Annotated in this window: 8 protein-coding genes; 5 read left to right on the top strand and 3 right to left on the bottom strand. The window is 64.7% G+C overall.

The annotated features are described in order from the left end of the window. Nucleotides 1-45: 45 nt before the first annotated feature. Genes WS96_RS32650 through WS96_RS19365 form a run of 3 tightly spaced genes read right to left on the bottom strand, consistent with a single transcriptional unit; the run spans nucleotide 46 to nucleotide 2,685 of the window. On the bottom strand, nucleotides 46-714 hold the full coding sequence (locus WS96_RS32650) for an ABC transporter ATP-binding protein (RefSeq protein ID WP_082720305.1): 669 nt from the start codon (nucleotides 712-714) through the stop codon (nucleotides 46-48). Beyond that, the gene (locus WS96_RS19360; protein ID WP_059824460.1) at nucleotides 714-1,514 is read right to left on the bottom strand and encodes an ABC transporter permease; all 801 of its coding nucleotides are present in this window, start codon (nucleotides 1,512-1,514) and stop codon (nucleotides 714-716) included. The genes WS96_RS32650 and WS96_RS19360 overlap by 1 nt, the downstream gene beginning before the upstream one ends. Before the next feature lie 4 nt (nucleotides 1,515-1,518). After that, a complete protein-coding gene (locus WS96_RS19365; protein ID WP_059824458.1) occupies nucleotides 1,519-2,685 on the bottom strand; it encodes a hypothetical protein in 1,167 nt (388 codons plus the stop codon). Between the two features lie 618 nt (nucleotides 2,686-3,303). On the opposite strand from WS96_RS19365, the gene WS96_RS19370 reads away from it, so the two are divergent. The 5 genes from WS96_RS19370 to WS96_RS19390 are packed head-to-tail and all read left to right on the top strand — an operon-like array spanning nucleotide 3,304 to nucleotide 15,370. Beyond that, entirely contained in the window at nucleotides 3,304-4,512 is a 1,209-nt protein-coding gene (locus WS96_RS19370; protein WP_059834635.1) for a capsule biosynthesis protein, read from the top strand. Further along, the gene (locus WS96_RS19375; RefSeq protein WP_059834637.1) at nucleotides 4,505-5,290 is read left to right on the top strand and encodes an SDR family NAD(P)-dependent oxidoreductase; all 786 of its coding nucleotides are present in this window, start codon (nucleotides 4,505-4,507) and stop codon (nucleotides 5,288-5,290) included. The genes WS96_RS19370 and WS96_RS19375 overlap by 8 nt, the downstream gene beginning before the upstream one ends. A gap of 1 nt (nucleotide 5,291) precedes the next feature. Beyond that, nucleotides 5,292-6,815 carry an LTA synthase family protein gene (locus WS96_RS19380; RefSeq protein WP_059834639.1) on the top strand — a complete coding sequence of 508 codons (1,524 nt, stop codon included), beginning with the start codon at nucleotides 5,292-5,294 and terminating at the stop codon, nucleotides 6,813-6,815. A gap of 3 nt (nucleotides 6,816-6,818) precedes the next feature. Beyond that, nucleotides 6,819-14,456 carry a type I polyketide synthase gene (locus tag WS96_RS19385; RefSeq protein ID WP_059834640.1) on the top strand — a complete coding sequence of 2,546 codons (7,638 nt, stop codon included), beginning with the start codon at nucleotides 6,819-6,821 and terminating at the stop codon, nucleotides 14,454-14,456. After that, a complete protein-coding gene (locus WS96_RS19390; protein ID WP_059834642.1) occupies nucleotides 14,453-15,370 on the top strand; it encodes a UDP-3-O-acyl N-acetylglycosamine deacetylase in 918 nt (305 codons plus the stop codon). Before WS96_RS19385 ends, WS96_RS19390 begins: the two co-directional genes overlap by 4 nt. Nucleotides 15,371-15,377 lie beyond the last annotated feature (7 nt).

Below are 15,377 nucleotides of genomic sequence, written 5' to 3' on the forward strand. Positions count from 1 at the left end.
CATTGACGACGCGGCACATGTTCGACGAAAGAAGGCGGGTCAAACTTACGAGTGAATAGGTTGACCCGTGATTTCGTGATAGAAATCAAATGCTGAGTCTACATCCAGGAACTCACGCAGGACCCCTTTCTCAAGTACACATGCACGCGTGCAGTGTTCACGAATAATATGAGGATCATGCGACACCATAATCATCGCTCGATCGCGGCGTTTTTCAAATAGTTCCTGATGGCATTTGTCGCGAAAACTTGCGTCACCGACTGCGATAACCTCATCGATCAGAAAGCAGTCGAATTCGATCGCCATTGACATCGCGAACGCAAGTCGCGCAAGCATACCGCTTGAGTATTTTTTCACCGGCTCTCGCAGATACATTCCCAGTTCGGTGAAGTTTTCCACAAAAGGTAGGGCGGCCTCGTAGGATGCACCGTAGACTCGACAGGCGAACCGCAGATTATCGAGACCGGTGAGGCTTCCTTGGAATCCGCCTGAAAAGGCGAGCGGCCAGGATACGCTCATTGCTCGCTCGATAGTACCCGAAGTCGGTAATTCGGAGCCGCTGATCAGGCGGACCAGTGTCGATTTGCCCGCGCCGTTGCGTCCTAGAATGCCGATGCGTTCGGACGGCTCGATTGTGAGATTGATATGGTCGAGAATTAACCGTCTGCCGTTGCGTGTGCTGTAGTGCTTCGACACGTCTTGAAGATTTAACATCAGTGTTCCACTCTCGTCGACACGTCTCTCACAACCGCAAGTCCGATCCACGTGAGGAAAGCACAGACCGTGATCGTATAGGGAACGTCGTAGTATGGCGTGATCTGTGAGCCGAAGTAACCGTAGCGAAATAATTCCACACAGTTCGGCGCAGGAAACAACATTGCGATGTCACGCAGGTTGGGGGGAAGCCAACTCGCCATAACGAAGGCGCCGGATACAGGAAGTTGGAAGTAGGAAATCGGGTGCCAGAGTCTTTCGACAAGTTCGCTGTATTCGCACAGTCCGCCGATCAGCAGGCCAAGCGCGGCCGAATACCAGCATAACAACACCCAGCCGGCTGCCATGTTCAGGACATCGGCGGGCGGGTCGATTATTCCTATCGCGATCAGTGTGCTGGTCAGCACCAGCATCGATAGCGTTGTGCCGACAATCTCAAGTGTGATGCGCGCAAAAAACAGGTCGATAACGCGAACATTGCGATGGAACAGCAAGGCCGCATTGGGCTCGACAGCCAGCGTGCATCGCCCAATTGTGTTACGCCAGACCAGAACCGTGGAGTAGCTTGTGACCGCAAAGGCCGTCACGTTGATCTCGTGTCCCTGTCCCGTCTCGTGTAGCAGGTTCCAAAGTGCCGCGATACCGACCGTGAACAACATTGGTTCTGCAAACAGCCATGCGAAACCAATATTGTGCCGACCGTAGCGCGTAATAATTTCACGCATGGTTAGCGCGAAAACTACTCGCATCTGGATTTTGAGCGAGGTAAGCAGCGAAGGATATGGCCGAGGAGACGACATGACGTCAGTGTTGATGTTCGCGCACGCTTGCAATCAGCAGGCTGAGCGAGGCCCAGGCTACAATGCCAAGCACAAACACAGTAACAATGCCGCGGATACGTTTAGGTTCGATCGCTACATCGGGCCTGTTGGGTTCGACGAGACGTTCAAGATACAGCTGCTTGCGGCTTGCTTCCACTCGTGCGTTTTGAAGAGCGGTCATTGCCGCATCCAGTTGGCGATCGGCAAATTGAGCATCAAGTTGCAGACGTGCGTAATTGGCGGCCTTCGCGGAAAGGGAATCTTTACTTCCGGCGACACCAACGGTTGTATTCGCGATTTGCTTTTCGAGTGTCTGAATATTCGTCTTCAGCACAGGAATCTGTGGGTTCTGCGGAGCGATTGACTGAAGCTGGATGAGTTGGTTTTGCGCCGTAAGCAACTGATTCTGCAAACCGGTGATTTGCTGCAACTGCAAAGCGGACTGGCGTTCCGGGTCGAACACGGAAAAAGAATTGCGATAGGCTGCTACGGTTGCGGCCGCGTCTTTCGCTTTTGTCGTTGCAGAGTCTACTTGTTGTTGTGCAAATCTGACCGTATCTGCTGCCGCACGCTGATTCATGCGGTTGACGAGGCGCTCGCTCATCGCAATCAGGTCTTCATTGATCTTTTGCGCGTCACTTGCGGTATACGAACGTACCTGTAGGGTCGTGATTGCCGACGTCGAATCCAGATCGACGGAGACAATTCGTTTGCCGTAGTAGCGCCACAGCGCTTCGAAACTGTCGTCGAAATAACGTGAAAAGCGACTGACTACGTCGCCGTGCTGGCTGTAGGCGTCAAGAATATAGTTATCCCGATTCAGCTCGCGCAGTGCGTCGCGAGACCGAATGTAGTCGACTACAGAGTATGTGTCGTCTTGCGCGCGGGCCGCGCCAGTACCTTGTAGCAGAGAACTGAGAAGGCTTGTCTGGCTTTGGCGCTGCGGGCTGCGGACAACAAACCGAGATTCGGAAACATAGATGTCCGACGCGATCAGGCCGTAGTAGGCCGTGGCGATGATAGTCGGGGCCAGAACGGTAACTGCAAACAACGTGTTGATTCGTTTGAGCCGTGCCACTACACCCTTATCGTTGCCGCCTAGCGACGACGCCGAATACTTTTCCGATAGCGTTTTCAACGTCTTGTCCAAACTCAATTGCCAAAGATCTTGGGATGCCGGGGGCGCCGCTCGCGTCCACCGTCAAGGGCATGCGCCACCAGCGCAAGGTATGCGTAGTGGGTTGCTTCGCGACCCAGCGCTCGTGCCGCTGCACCTCTGGCAGGCGACGTTCACACCGAAATTCGGGCGAGTGATTATAGCCAGCACCGTAATTTTGCGCTATCTAAGTGTGGTTTTTCGCACCTGACTCAACAATGTCATTTGTGTAATTTTTTCGAATGTGAGTGGTAAGGCTTGCACGCGGCTCGGTGATTTTGCGGGCCCGATTCAGGCGGTTGCAGTGGGGGCTGATGGCACATACGCGCCGGTCGGTGGCATAGTCGGATCGGACCACGCCCGATGGCGGTATGTGGGGAGGGTGCGGCGAGGGGCGCGTATTATAGCGACGTTACGTGACGTGCGTCACTGCATTTCTGTTTCGGCTCACGATTTTGTTCGCGCTAATGTTTTTGGTGCTGCCGAATGCGATAATTGCTAGCGGTGGCGCCCGTGTGATTTCCACGTCCGGTTCATATATATAGTGTGGATGCTGTGAGGGACGAAAGCGTCTCGGTTTCTGTGTATCCGCACCGCTCGCAACATTCTTTCATGCGTCGCTCATATCTTGCGCTTCAGGGTACGGCCTCCCCTTTTTTTTCCAAGCTGGCCGAGGCTTTGCGCACGCGCGGCCATGCAGTACAGAAGGTCAATTTTTGTGGAGGAGATCTTCTATACGGGGGGGCTGCCCGCCATGCCGTGAATTATGAGGGGCGCCTTGGCGAACTGCCGGCATGGTATTCGGACGTAATCGGACGAGGTGACTTCACCGATGTACTGATGTTCGGCGACTGTCGCGAGGTTCATGTACCCGCGCACGCGATAGCACAGAAGGCGGGCATGCGCGTACATGTCTTCGAAGAGGGCTATGTGCGACCGCACTGGCTGACGCTGGAGCGCCATGGCGTCAATGGACGCTCCCTGTTACCCCGGGATCCGGACTGGTATCGTGACCGACGCAAGGAGACGCCAGCAAGTCCGCCTGCCGCACCGACCGGCTATAACCTTCGCGAGCGAGCCTTTCACGATATCGCCTATCGCGGCGCCAATACGCTATTTTCACGTCGATTTCCGCACTATCGCAGTCATCGGCCACATAACGGGTTCGTAGAGTATGTCGGGCTCGCCTGGCGCGCACTTGCGCAGCGTGGATTCGAGCGTGATGCAGGCCGGGTAACGGATCAATTGCTTCGCGCAACTGACGGCTACTTTTTGTTCCCCCTGCAACTCAATTCGGATGCTCAACTTGTTGTGCATTCCCCATTTGGCGGCACCCGGCCGGCGATCGATCAAGTACTACGGTCATTCGCTGCCCATGCCGACTCCAACGTTCGTCTCGTGGTCAAGAATCATCCGTTAGATACGGGGCTAATCGATCATCGGCGTTATGTGCTGCTGCTCGCGCAGGAATTGGGGGTCGCCGACCGCGTTACCTTCATCGACGCGGGGCACTTGCCGACTTTGCTTGAGTATGCGCGCGGCGTAATCGTCGTGAACAGTACGGTTGGGTTGTCAGCCCTTCATCATCGGCGGCCGCTAATTGCTCTCGGGCATGCGATCTACGATATGCAGGGACTGACATGGCAAGGCAGTCTTGATGATTTTTGGAAAGCTGAATTTGAACCTGATCGCGAGCTTTACCAAGCATTTCTCGACTACGTTATTCACCATACCCAAATCAACGGCGACTTCTATACCCGTACGGGGATCGAGCGGGCGATTCGTGGTGCCGTGTCACGGCTTGAGGCGTCGCATGACTAGCACCACCCCTCGCCACATTGTCATTACCGGCGCAAGCGCAGGCATCGGACGCGCGCTCGCGATTGCCTACGCCGCGCCCGGTGTGGTGTTGGGGCTCGTTGGTCGCGATGTGCGACGGCTTGATGCCTGCGCTGATGCGTGCCGCGCGCTTGGCGCCCAGGTGGTGACCGCACAAGTCGACGTGCGAGACGCAACGGCGATGCAGGCATGGATTTGGCAGTTTGACGACACATATTCGATAGATTTGCTGATCGCCAACGCCGGGATTGCAAGTACGCTTGAGTCAGCTCACGACTGGGAAGAGCTTGGTCGTATGGCCGCCGTCGTCGATACCAACTTCTATGGGGCGATGCACGCGGTACTGCCGGTGATTGCGCGCATGCGAGCGCGGTGCAGCGGCCAGATTGCGTTGGTGAGCTCCATCGCTGCGCTGCGCGGGATGGCGATTTCACCGGCGTATTGCGCGAGCAAGGCGGCACTCAAGGCGTACGGCGATTCGGTGCGCCCGTTGCTGGCGCGCGACGGCATACACCTCGCGATCGTTTTGCCCGGCTTCGTCAAGACTGCGATGAGTGATGTATTCCCGGGGGACAAGCCGTTCATGTGGTCGGCGGACAAAGCCGCTGGCTACATTCGCCGCAAGCTGGCGGCGCGGCGGGCCGAGATTGCGTTTCCGGGATTGCTCGCGCTCGGTATGCGCCTGTTGACGCTGCTACCGGCGCGATTCGGTGACGCGATACTCGGCGGACTGTCCTACTTACCTCGGCGGGAGCGCTAGCTTGAGCGTCGGCATGTTGCTCACGCTACCGATCGCGCTTGGCGCGTCGTTCGTGCTGGATGCCTTGGCGTTGCCACGCATGCGGCACCGTTCCGGCGTTGCCCTAATGCTGCATGCGGTTGCACTTTTGTTTCTGACTGGTGCGATGCTGATCGTGACGAGACGCCTCGTATTTTCGATCTGCATTGCAGTGGCACTCGTCGGCCTGTTGGTCACTGTGAGCAATGCAAAGTACGAGTCGCTGCGCGAACCATTTGTTTTTACGGATTTGAGTCTGTTCAGCCAGTTGTTCGCGCATCCCCGCTTGTACCTGCCGTTTCTGAGTGTCGGCAAGGTAATCGGAATCGTGATTGGCGTCGCGGTGCTGCTGAGCGGCTTCTTTGCTGAGCGACCGTTCGACGGGGCGCTCTGGCTGGTGACGACGCTCATCGTGGCGTCCGCGGTCGCGAGCTATTGGCTGGCAGCACGCTTGCCGCTTACGCTGGACGCCGGCGCGGACCAGCAGCGGCATGGATTTTTCGCAGTATTCGTCGCATATCTGCTGAATGGCCTGCGTCCCGCGACGCTGCGCGCGTTCGAACAAGCTGCCCGGACGGGTCCGTTCGCATCGGGCGCGCCGACCGCGGGACCTGACGTGATCGTGATTCAGAGCGAGTCGTATTTCGACGCGCGGCGCCTTGGCGCGGAGATCGATCCCGCGAACTACCGTCATTTGGACATCGCGCGTCGGGAATCCAGCTACCACGGCGAACTGTTCGTGCCGGCCTGGGGAGCGAATACGATGCGTACGGAGTTTGCGATGCTGAGCGGACTGGCGCCTGCGCGTCTCGGCTACGCTCGTTTCTACCCGTACGCTTTCGTGCGGCGCATGTGCACAACGATCGCAACCTGGTTTCAGCGCGGCGGTTACAAGACTGTCGCGGTTCATCCGTACTATGCAGACTTCTTCGGAAGGAACAGGGCTTTTCCGTTGCTCGGTTTTGGCAAATTTCTGGATATCGAATATTTTTCCGATTCGCCCCGAGCCGGCCCCTATATAGCGGATTCGGCCGTGCTGGATACTGTCATCGATGTACTGGACGAACCTCGAAGCGCGCCGCGCTTCATCTTCGCGATGACGATGGAAAACCACGGCCCACTACACCTCGAGCAGGTATTACCGGGAGAATCGTCTTCGCGGCATACTCTCGGCGAAGACCCATCCTGGCGCGACCTGACAGCCTACCTGCGGCACATTGAAAACGCCGACGCAATGATCGGCCGCTTGCTCGATCATTTGCGCGCCAGCGATCGTGAAACGGTCGTTTGCTTTTACGGCGATCACGTCCCCGCGTTACCTCACGTATTCGAAAAGCTGGGCGTTTCTCCACAAACCAGCGACTACTTCATTTGGCGAAATTACGGCACAGATACTCCAGAATGCCGGAATTTGGCAGCCGAAGAGCTTGGGGTTGCACTGCTGCATGTGGTACAAGATGACGGAAATCGCGCGGAAGAACCGCACGCATCCGAGAAAGCGACATAAAAGATGAACAGTAAGATTGCAATAATTGGGGCGGCTTGTCGGTTTCCCGGGGGCGCAAACAATCTTGGCGACTTCTGGCAACTGCTGCGCGACGAACGCGACGCAGTAACCGAAATCCCCGCCGACCGCTTCGGTACCGATTTCTACCAGCACCCGTCCAAACGCGAACCGGGCAAGAGCTACACGTTCGCGGCCGGCGTGCTCGACAACGTCGCCGGCTTCGACGCCGCGTTCTTCGGCATTTCCCCGCGCGAAGCGGCCCAGATGGACCCTCAGCAGCGCCTGCTGCTCGAACTCGCATGGGAAGCGTTCGAGGATGCCGGCGTGCGCCCGGCCGACATGCGCGGCAGCAACTGCGGCGTTTTCGTCGGCGCGGCCAGCATGGATTACGGCAACCGCAACATGGACGATCTGAACGTGATCGATCCGTATTCGGCGACCGGCAATACGCTGAGCATCGCGTCGAACCGCGTGTCCTATCTGTTCGACCTGCACGGCCCGAGCATGACGGTCGACACGGCCTGCTCGTCGTCGCTCGTCGCCCTTCATCAGGCCGTCAAGGCGCTGCAGTCCGGCGAAGCCGACGTGGCGCTCGCCGGCGGCGTCAACCTGCTGCTGCACCCGTTCGGCTTCGTCAGCTTCTCCAAGGCGTCGATGCTGTCGCCGCGCGGCCGTTGCCGCGCATTCGACGCGACCGGCGACGGCTACGTGCGCTCGGAAGGCGGTGCGGTCGTGCTGCTCAAGCCGCTCGATCGCGCGCTGGCGGACGGCGACACGGTCCATGCGGTGATCGCCGGCTCCGGCGTGAACTCGGTCGGGCACTCGCCGGGCGGGATCAGCGTGCCGGGCGCGGCCGCGCAGGCAGCGCTGCTGCGCAGCGTGTATGCACGCGCCGGCATCGATCCGCAGTCGCTCGCTTATCTCGAGGCGCACGGCACCGGTACGGCAGTGGGCGACCCGATCGAAGCACGCGCGCTGATCGACGTCGTGTCGGGCGAGCGCCCGGCGGACCGTCCGCTGCTGATCGGTTCGGTGAAGACCAACATCGGCCACCTCGAAACGGCATCCGGCATGGCCGGCCTGCTGAAGGCCGTGCTGTGCCTGAAGCATCGCGCGGTGCCGCGCTCGCTGCACTTCGTCACGCCCAATCCCGGGATCGATTTCGACGGCGGGCGTTTGCGCGTCGTCGATCGCTACATGCCGCTCGACGCGGGCGGCGCGCCGCTGACGGTCGGCGTCAACTCGTTCGGTTTCGGCGGAACGAACGCCCACGTCGTGCTGACCGAGGCGCCGGTCGCACACGACGTGTCGACGGCAGCGCCCGAACCGATGCCGGCGCAACCGTCGCCGCTCGTGCTGACCGCGCGCAGCGCGACTGCGCTCGCGGCGCTCGCAGGCCGCTATCTGGCCATGCTCGACGACGGCGCCGACTGGCAGGCGCTTGCCGGCGCGGCCGTGCGTCGACGTCAATGGTTCGAACATCGCGCGATCGTCGCGCCTGCCGACGTGACGGAAGGCCGCGCGGCGCTTGCGGCGCTCGCTCACTCGGCGCAGGAAGGGCTGCCGGCCTGCGTCGCAACCGGCCAGGCGCCGGCCGACGCGTTGCGCACCGCGCTCGTGTTCTCGGGCAACGGTTGCCAGTGGGTCGGGATGGGCAACGAACTTTATGCGGAGAACGCGGTTTTCCGTGCGGCGCTCGACGAAGTCGACGCGCTGTGGTGCGAGGACGGCAGCCCGTCGCTCGTCGACGTGATGCGCGGCGGCCCGAGCGCGGAATGGCTGGCCGGCGCGGGCGCCGAATGGCTCGCCGCGACGGAGAACGCGCAGCCGCTGCTGTTCGCGATCCAGGTCGGGATGATCCGCGTGATCGACGCACGCGGCATGCGTTACGACGCGGCGATCGGCCACAGCGTCGGTGAAATCGCCGCGGCGTGGGTGACGGGCGCGCTGTCGCTCGCCGACGCGGTACGCGTGATCAAGATCCGTAGCCGCGCGCAGGCGATGACGCGCGGCAGCGGCCGGATGGCGGCCGTCGGCATCGGCGAGGCGGCGGCGCGCGAGCTGATCGCGCGCCACGGGCTGGCGCGCCGGGTCGAGGTGGCCGGCATCAACAGCCCCGATGCGGTCACGCTCGCAGGCGAACTGCAGGGCTTGCAGGCGCTGGAAGCGGCGCTGCGCGGCAGCGGCAAGTTCTTCCAGATGCTCGACCTCGACTATGCGTTCCACAGCAGTCACATGGATCGCATCGAGCCGGTGGTGCTGGCCGAACTGGCCGGCGTGCGGCCGCAACCGGGCAACGGCGCATTCGTGTCGACGGTGACCGGCGGCCCGTTGGCCGGCAACGAACTGGATGCGCGCTACTGGTGGCGCAACATCCGCGAGCCGGTGCGCTTCGGCGACGGCATCGCGTACCTGATCGAGCAAGGTGTCCGGCTGTTCATCGAAGTCTCGCCGCATTCGATCCTGCGCACGTACGTGAAGCAGGCGTTGACGGCGGCCGGCGTGACCGGCGTGGCGCTGCCGACGCTCAAGCGCGATCACGGCAGCGCGGCGACGCTGCGGCAAGCGATTCTCGCGGCGATCGCGCACGGCGCGAGCGTCGATCCCGACCGCTTCGCGCCCGGCGCATCGCGTGCGGCATTGCCGTCCTATCCGTGGCAGCGCGACCGCTTCTGGCTCACGCCGACCGTCGAAGGCTACGGTCTCGTCGATCGTCGCCGCGAGCATCCGCTGCTCGGCTATCGCCTGCACGAACACGCATTCGGTTGGGAAAACCAGCTCGATCCGGCGAAGCTGCCGATGCTGGCCGATCACGTCGTCGACGGCGGCGTGGCGTTCCCGGGCGCCGGCTACGTGGAAATGGCGCTCGCCGCGGCGCGCACCTTCTTCGACACGCCGGATGCGGCGCTCGAAAACGTCGAGATCCGCACGCCGGTGGTGTTCCAGCCGCAGCAGGCGAAGCTGTTCCGGCTCGTGATCGAGCCGCGCACCGCGACGTTCACGATCGAGACGCGCGACCGGATGTCCGACGGCGCATGGGCGCTGAACGTGACGGGGCGGATGCTCGAAAGCGGCAACGCGCTTGGCGCCGCGAGCAGCGTGCCGGCCGAGACGCTCGCGCGCCTGCTCGTGCTGCCGGCCGCCGACGGCGACACGCTGTATGCGAATACCGCGGCGATCGGTCTCGGCTACGGGCCGGCGTTCCGCTGGGTCCGCGCCGTGCGGGTTGCCGCGGCCGAGGACGCCGCGCTGGCCGACGTCGCCGCGCCGGCCGCGTGCGGCGATGCGCGGGCGCTGTCCGCCTATCTGCTGCATCCGGCGCTGATGGACAGCGGGTTTCATCCGCTGTTCGCGTTGCTGACGGCGCAGGCGCGCGACGGCGAGCATCCGGCTTACGTGCCGGTGCAGATCGGCCGGGTCGACTACCTGCGCGGCGACACGGTCGCCCGCGTGCTCGCGCGGATCGACCGGCGCAGCCCGCATTCGATCGTCGCGCATTTCGAATTCCTCGACGCGCAAGGCGCGATCGTCGCGCGGCTCGGCGCATGCCGGTTCCGGCGCGTGGACCTCGTCGGTCGCCGCCAGAACCTGCCTTCGCGTTTCGTCTACCGCCTCGAAGAGCTGCCGTTGCCGAACGACGTCGACGCGGCCGGGTTGCCGGCGCCCGACGCGTTGCTCGCGCAAGCCGTCGCGCGCGTCGATGCCGCCGGGCTCGACGGTCGCCGGACGCAGCATTTGACCGAAATCCTGCCGCTGCTCGACGTGCTGGCAAGCCTGTACGTGCTCCGCGCGTTCGATGCGCTCGGCGTGTTCGCCGGCACGTGGCAGCCCGCTCCGGAGCGGGCGGCGTTCGCTGCACGCCTGGCCGACATGCTCGTCGAGGATGGTCTTGCCGCTCGTGACGGCGCGCGTCTGGTGCGCGACGATGCGGCGTGCGCGGCGCTGCCGCCGCTCGACGATCTGTGGCGCGGGCTGCTGGCCGAATCGCCGGGACACGTGGCCGAGCTGACGTTGCTCGCGCATTGCGGCGCGGCGCTGCCCGACGTGCTCAACGGCGCGAAGGACGATGCTCGCTGGCTGTCGCCGACCGGGCACAGTCTGGTCGAGCAACTGCTTGCCGCATCGCCGACCTGGCAGCACGTGCATGCGCTGCTGGCGGCCGGCGTCGAGCAGGCGGTCGACGCGTGGCAGCCGACGCGCCGGCTGCGCGTGCTCGAACTGGGCGCGACGGACGGCGACGTGCTGCAGACGCTCGGCATGCATCTCGCCGCCGCGCGCTGCGATCACACGATCGCCGCGACGGCCGGGCAACTGGCCGGATTCGATACGGATGCGCAAGCGACGGTGCGCACGGTGGCGTTGCAGCCGGGCGAACGCTTGTCGCTGTCCGCCGACGATGCCGGGCCTTACGACCTGATCGTCGCGAACCGTGTGCTAAGCGGTCGTCACGATCCGGCCGATGCACTGAATGCGATGCGGTCGTGGCTGGCGCCGGGCGGCTTGCTGCTGCTGGCGGAGTCGCGTCGCGGCCGCTTCTCCGACATCGTGTTCGCCCCGCAGGCGGCGACGACGGAGGCGGATGCGCCCGCGCCGCTGGCGCCGGCGGATCTCGAAGCGGCGCTGGCGCGCGCGGGCTACGTCGACGTCGTGCGGCATGTCGAGCAGGGGCTCGATCTGGATGGCACGCCGACGTTCGTCATCGCGCGCAACCCGGCCAGTACCGCTGCCGCGCAACACGGCAGCGACGCGAGCGATCTCGATGTGCTCGCCCGCAGCGAACAATGGCTCGTGATGCACGCCCCGGACGCGGCCGGCGGTTTCGGCGGGCGGCTGGCCGATGCGCTCGCGCACGCGGGCTATCCGGCCGATATCGTCGACGTCACGCATGCGGCCGACGCGATCGCGTCGTTGCCGGCCGGGCAGCCGGCGCATGTCGTGTTCTGCGCGCCGGAGACGCCGCTCGCCGATACGACGACGGGAGACGGCCTGATGGCCGCGCTGCGTCACGGCGTGATCGCGCTGGCAGCGCTCGTGCGCGCGCTCGGCGCGCAGCCGAACGCGGCCACGCGACTGACCGTCGTCACGCGCGGCGGCGCGCCGTTCGCCGGTGCCGCGAACGCGCACCCGGAACAGGCGACGCTGTGGGGCCTCGGTCGCGTGCTGGCGAACGAGCATCCCGAACTTGCGTGCCGGCTGATCGACGTCGATCGCACGGCGGACGGGATTCCCGATGCGCTGATTCGCGAGCTGACCGGCGCGGCGGCCGAGGAAGAAGTCGTGCTGAGCGCACACGGGCGGCTGGTGCCGCGCATGCTGACGGCCGCGCGGGCCGCGGCGCGCAGCGACGGCGCGATGGCGCGCGCGGCGGTGCTCGCGTTCGACGCACCGGGCTCGCTGCGCAATCTCGAATGGTTCGCGTTGTCGGAACGCGCGCTGGGCGACGACGAGGTGGAAATCGAGCCGGTTGCCACCGGCCTGAATTTCCGCGACGTGATGTATGCGATGGGGCTCCTGTCCGATGAGGCGGTCGAGACCGGCTTCGCGGGCGCAACGATCGGCATGGAACTGTCCGGCCGCGTCGTCCGGGTGGGCCGCGCGGTGACGGAATTCGCGCCGGGCGACGCGGTGCTCGGCTTCGCGCCGGCATCGTTCGCGACGCGCGTGAGGACGCGCGCGCAGGCCATCGCGCCGAAACCCGAACGCCTGTCGTTCGAGGAAGCGGCGACCGTGCCGACCACGTTCTTCACCGCGTACTACGCACTGGTCGAACTCGCACGGCTGCGTCGCGGCGAGCGCGTGCTCGTGCATGGCGGCGCGGGCGGCGTCGGGATCGCCGCGATCCAGTTGGCGCGCCACTTCGGCGCGGAGGTGTTCGCGACGGCCGGCAGCGACGAGAAACGCGAGTTCGTGCGCCTGCTCGGCGCCGATCACGTACTCGATTCGCGCAGCCTGGCCTTCGCGGACGAGATTCGCGCGATGACGGGCGGCGAGGGCATCGACATCGTGCTGAATTCGCTCGCCGGCGAGGCGATGGTGCGCAGCATCGATACGTTGCGTCCGTTCGGTCGTTTCCTCGAACTCGGCAAGCGCGATTTCTACGAAAACAGCCATATCGGCCTACGGCCGTTCCGCAACAACATCAGCTATTTCGGCATCGACGCCGATCAGTTGATGGGCGCGTTGCCGGCGCTGACCGCGCGGCTGTTCGGCGAAGTGATGGCGCTGTTCTCGGCAGGCGTGCTGCATCCGTTGCCGTATCGCGCGTTCCCGGCCGAGCGGGCCGAGGATGCGTTCCGCTACATGCAGCAGGCGCGCCAGATCGGCAAGGTGCTCGTGACCTATCCGTCCGGCACGCCCGCGCCGACGCGCGGCGTCGCGCGGGCGGAGGCGCTCGCGCTCGATCCGCATGGCGCATACCTGGTGGTCGGCGGCACGGGCGGCCTGGGCTTCGCGAGCGCGCGCTGGATGGTCGAGCACGGCGCACGCGGGCTGACGCTGGCGAGCCGCTCCGGCGAACTCGCTGCGCCGGCGCGCGACGAGGTCGCGCGCTGGCACGATACGCTCGGCGTCACCGTCGACGTCGTGTCGTGCGACGTGACCGATGCCGCGGCGGTCGACGCGATGATTGACGCGATCGTCCGGCGCGGCCTTCCGCTGAAGGGCGTGCTGCATTCCGCGATGTCGATCGACGACGGCCTCGTGCGCAATCTCGACGATGCACGGATGGCCGCGGTGCTCGCGCCGAAGGTGGCCGGCGCCTGGAACCTGCATCGCGCGACGCGCGGGCTGCCGCTTGACCTGTTCGTCGTCTATTCGTCGGCGACGACCTATCTCGGCAATCCGGGGCAATCGAACTACGTCGCGGCCAACACCTTCCTCGAGGCGCTGGTCGAACATCGCCGTGCGGCAGGCTTGCCCGGTACGTTCATGGCCTGGGGGCCGCTCGAGGACGTCGGCTTCCTCGCACGCCACGCCGATACGCGCGAAGCGTTGCAGTCGCGGATCGGCGGCGCGTCGATCACGTCCGACGAAGCGATGGCCGCGCTCGAGCGCGTGCTGGTCGCGGGCGCGGCCGGCGAAGCGGTGGTGCGGCTCGACTGGCACGCGGTCGCCCGCGGGATGCCGGCCGCGAAGGCGCGCCGGTATGCGCTGCTGCAATCGCAGGCGAAGGGCGGCGATGCGCGCGACGGCGGCACGCAGCTGCGCGAAGAGGTGCTCGCGCTGCCGCGCGACGAAGCGATCGCGCTGGTCGCGCGGACGCTGCAGGCGCAGATCGCGCGGATTCTGCACATGACGCCCGATCGCATCGCGCTCGACAAGTCGGTGCTCGACATGGGCATGGATTCGCTGATGGGGATGGAGCTCGGCCTCGCGGTCGAGGAAGCGTTCGAGGTCAAGCTGTCGGTGATGGCGATCGCCGAAGGCGCGTCGGTGACGACGCTGGCTGCGCGCATCGTCGATTCGATCGGCGCGTCGGCCGATACCGGCGTCGATGCCGTGTCGGCGACCGATGCCGCGCAAGAGGCCGTCGCGGCGCTCGCCGCGAAGCATGCGATCGACGGCGAAGCGCGCGCGATGCTCGATACGCGGCCGGCGCCGGTTGCCGGTCAGCCGTCGCCGTCGCTCGAGGTGGCGCGGTGAGCGCGCCGACCGGCTGGGCGACGCGGCAGGGCACGCTGGCGCGCCCGCTGACGATCGACGGGCACGGGTTGCACACGGGCCGCCGGGTCGCCGTGCGGATTCTGCCCGCGCGTCCGGCAGACGGCGTGACGGGCATCGTGTTTCGTCGGATCGAGCACGGGCGCACGCTTGCGACGCTGCCCGTCGATCCCGCGCTGCGCCGTGCGCAGCCGCTCTGCACGATGCTGCGCAATGCCGACGGCATCGGCGTGCGCACGGTCGAGCACCTGCTTGCCTCGCTGCTCGCATGCGAGATCGATCATGCGATCGTCGAGCTCGACGCGGAAGAGGTGCCGATTCTCGACGGCAGCGCAACGCCATGGGTGGACGCGATCCGCGCGTGCGGCCGCGTCGCGCTCGATGCGCCGAAGCGCTTCATCCGCGTATTGCGGCCGGTCGTCGTCACGGACGGCGATGGCGACCAGCGGCGCGAGATGCGGATCGAGCCGGCGCCGCGCTACGAGTTGAGCGTGCGCAACGACTTGCGCGGCTTCGGCGACATGCATTGGGACGGCGCGCTGACGCCGGCCGCATTCGCGACCGACATCGCGCCGTCGCGCTCGTACGGGCGCGTGAAGTGGGCCGTGCCGGCGATCGTCGCCGGCTATCTGCGCGGCGTGCCGATCCTGCGCGGCGCGCGGCCGTCGTGCACCGCGTCGATCGTCGGCAATCGCGTGCTGGGCGGGATGCGGCTGCCGGAGGAGTTCGTCCGGCATCGCGTGCTCGACCTGATCGGCGATCTCGCGCTGGCCGGTGCGCCGCTGCTCGCGCGCGTGAGCGCGCTGCGGCCGAGCCACGAGATGAATTTTCGGCTGGTCGATGCGTTGCTGGCCACGCCCGATGCGTGGCAGTGGGCCGACTTTTCCGACGCGTGACGCCACG

This window comes from Burkholderia sp. MSMB1835 (assembly GCF_001526365.1).
GTDB lineage: Bacteria > Pseudomonadota > Gammaproteobacteria > Burkholderiales > Burkholderiaceae > Burkholderia.

What these genes read in the sequence shown, in the direction of transcription:
- WS96_RS19385 (WP_059834640.1), top strand. Translation starts at nt 6,819, where the DNA reads ATGAACAGTAAGATTGCAATAATTGGGGCGGCTTGTCGGTTTCCCGGG.
- WS96_RS19370 (WP_059834635.1), top strand. Translation starts at nt 3,304, where the DNA reads ATGCGTCGCTCATATCTTGCGCTTCAGGGTACGGCCTCCCCTTTTTTT.
- WS96_RS32650 (WP_082720305.1), bottom strand. Translation starts at nt 714, where the DNA reads ATGTTAAATCTTCAAGACGTGTCGAAGCACTACAGCACACGCAACGGC.
- WS96_RS19360 (WP_059824460.1), bottom strand. Translation starts at nt 1,514, where the DNA reads ATGTCGTCTCCTCGGCCATATCCTTCGCTGCTTACCTCGCTCAAAATC.
- WS96_RS19375 (WP_059834637.1), top strand. Translation starts at nt 4,505, where the DNA reads ATGACTAGCACCACCCCTCGCCACATTGTCATTACCGGCGCAAGCGCA.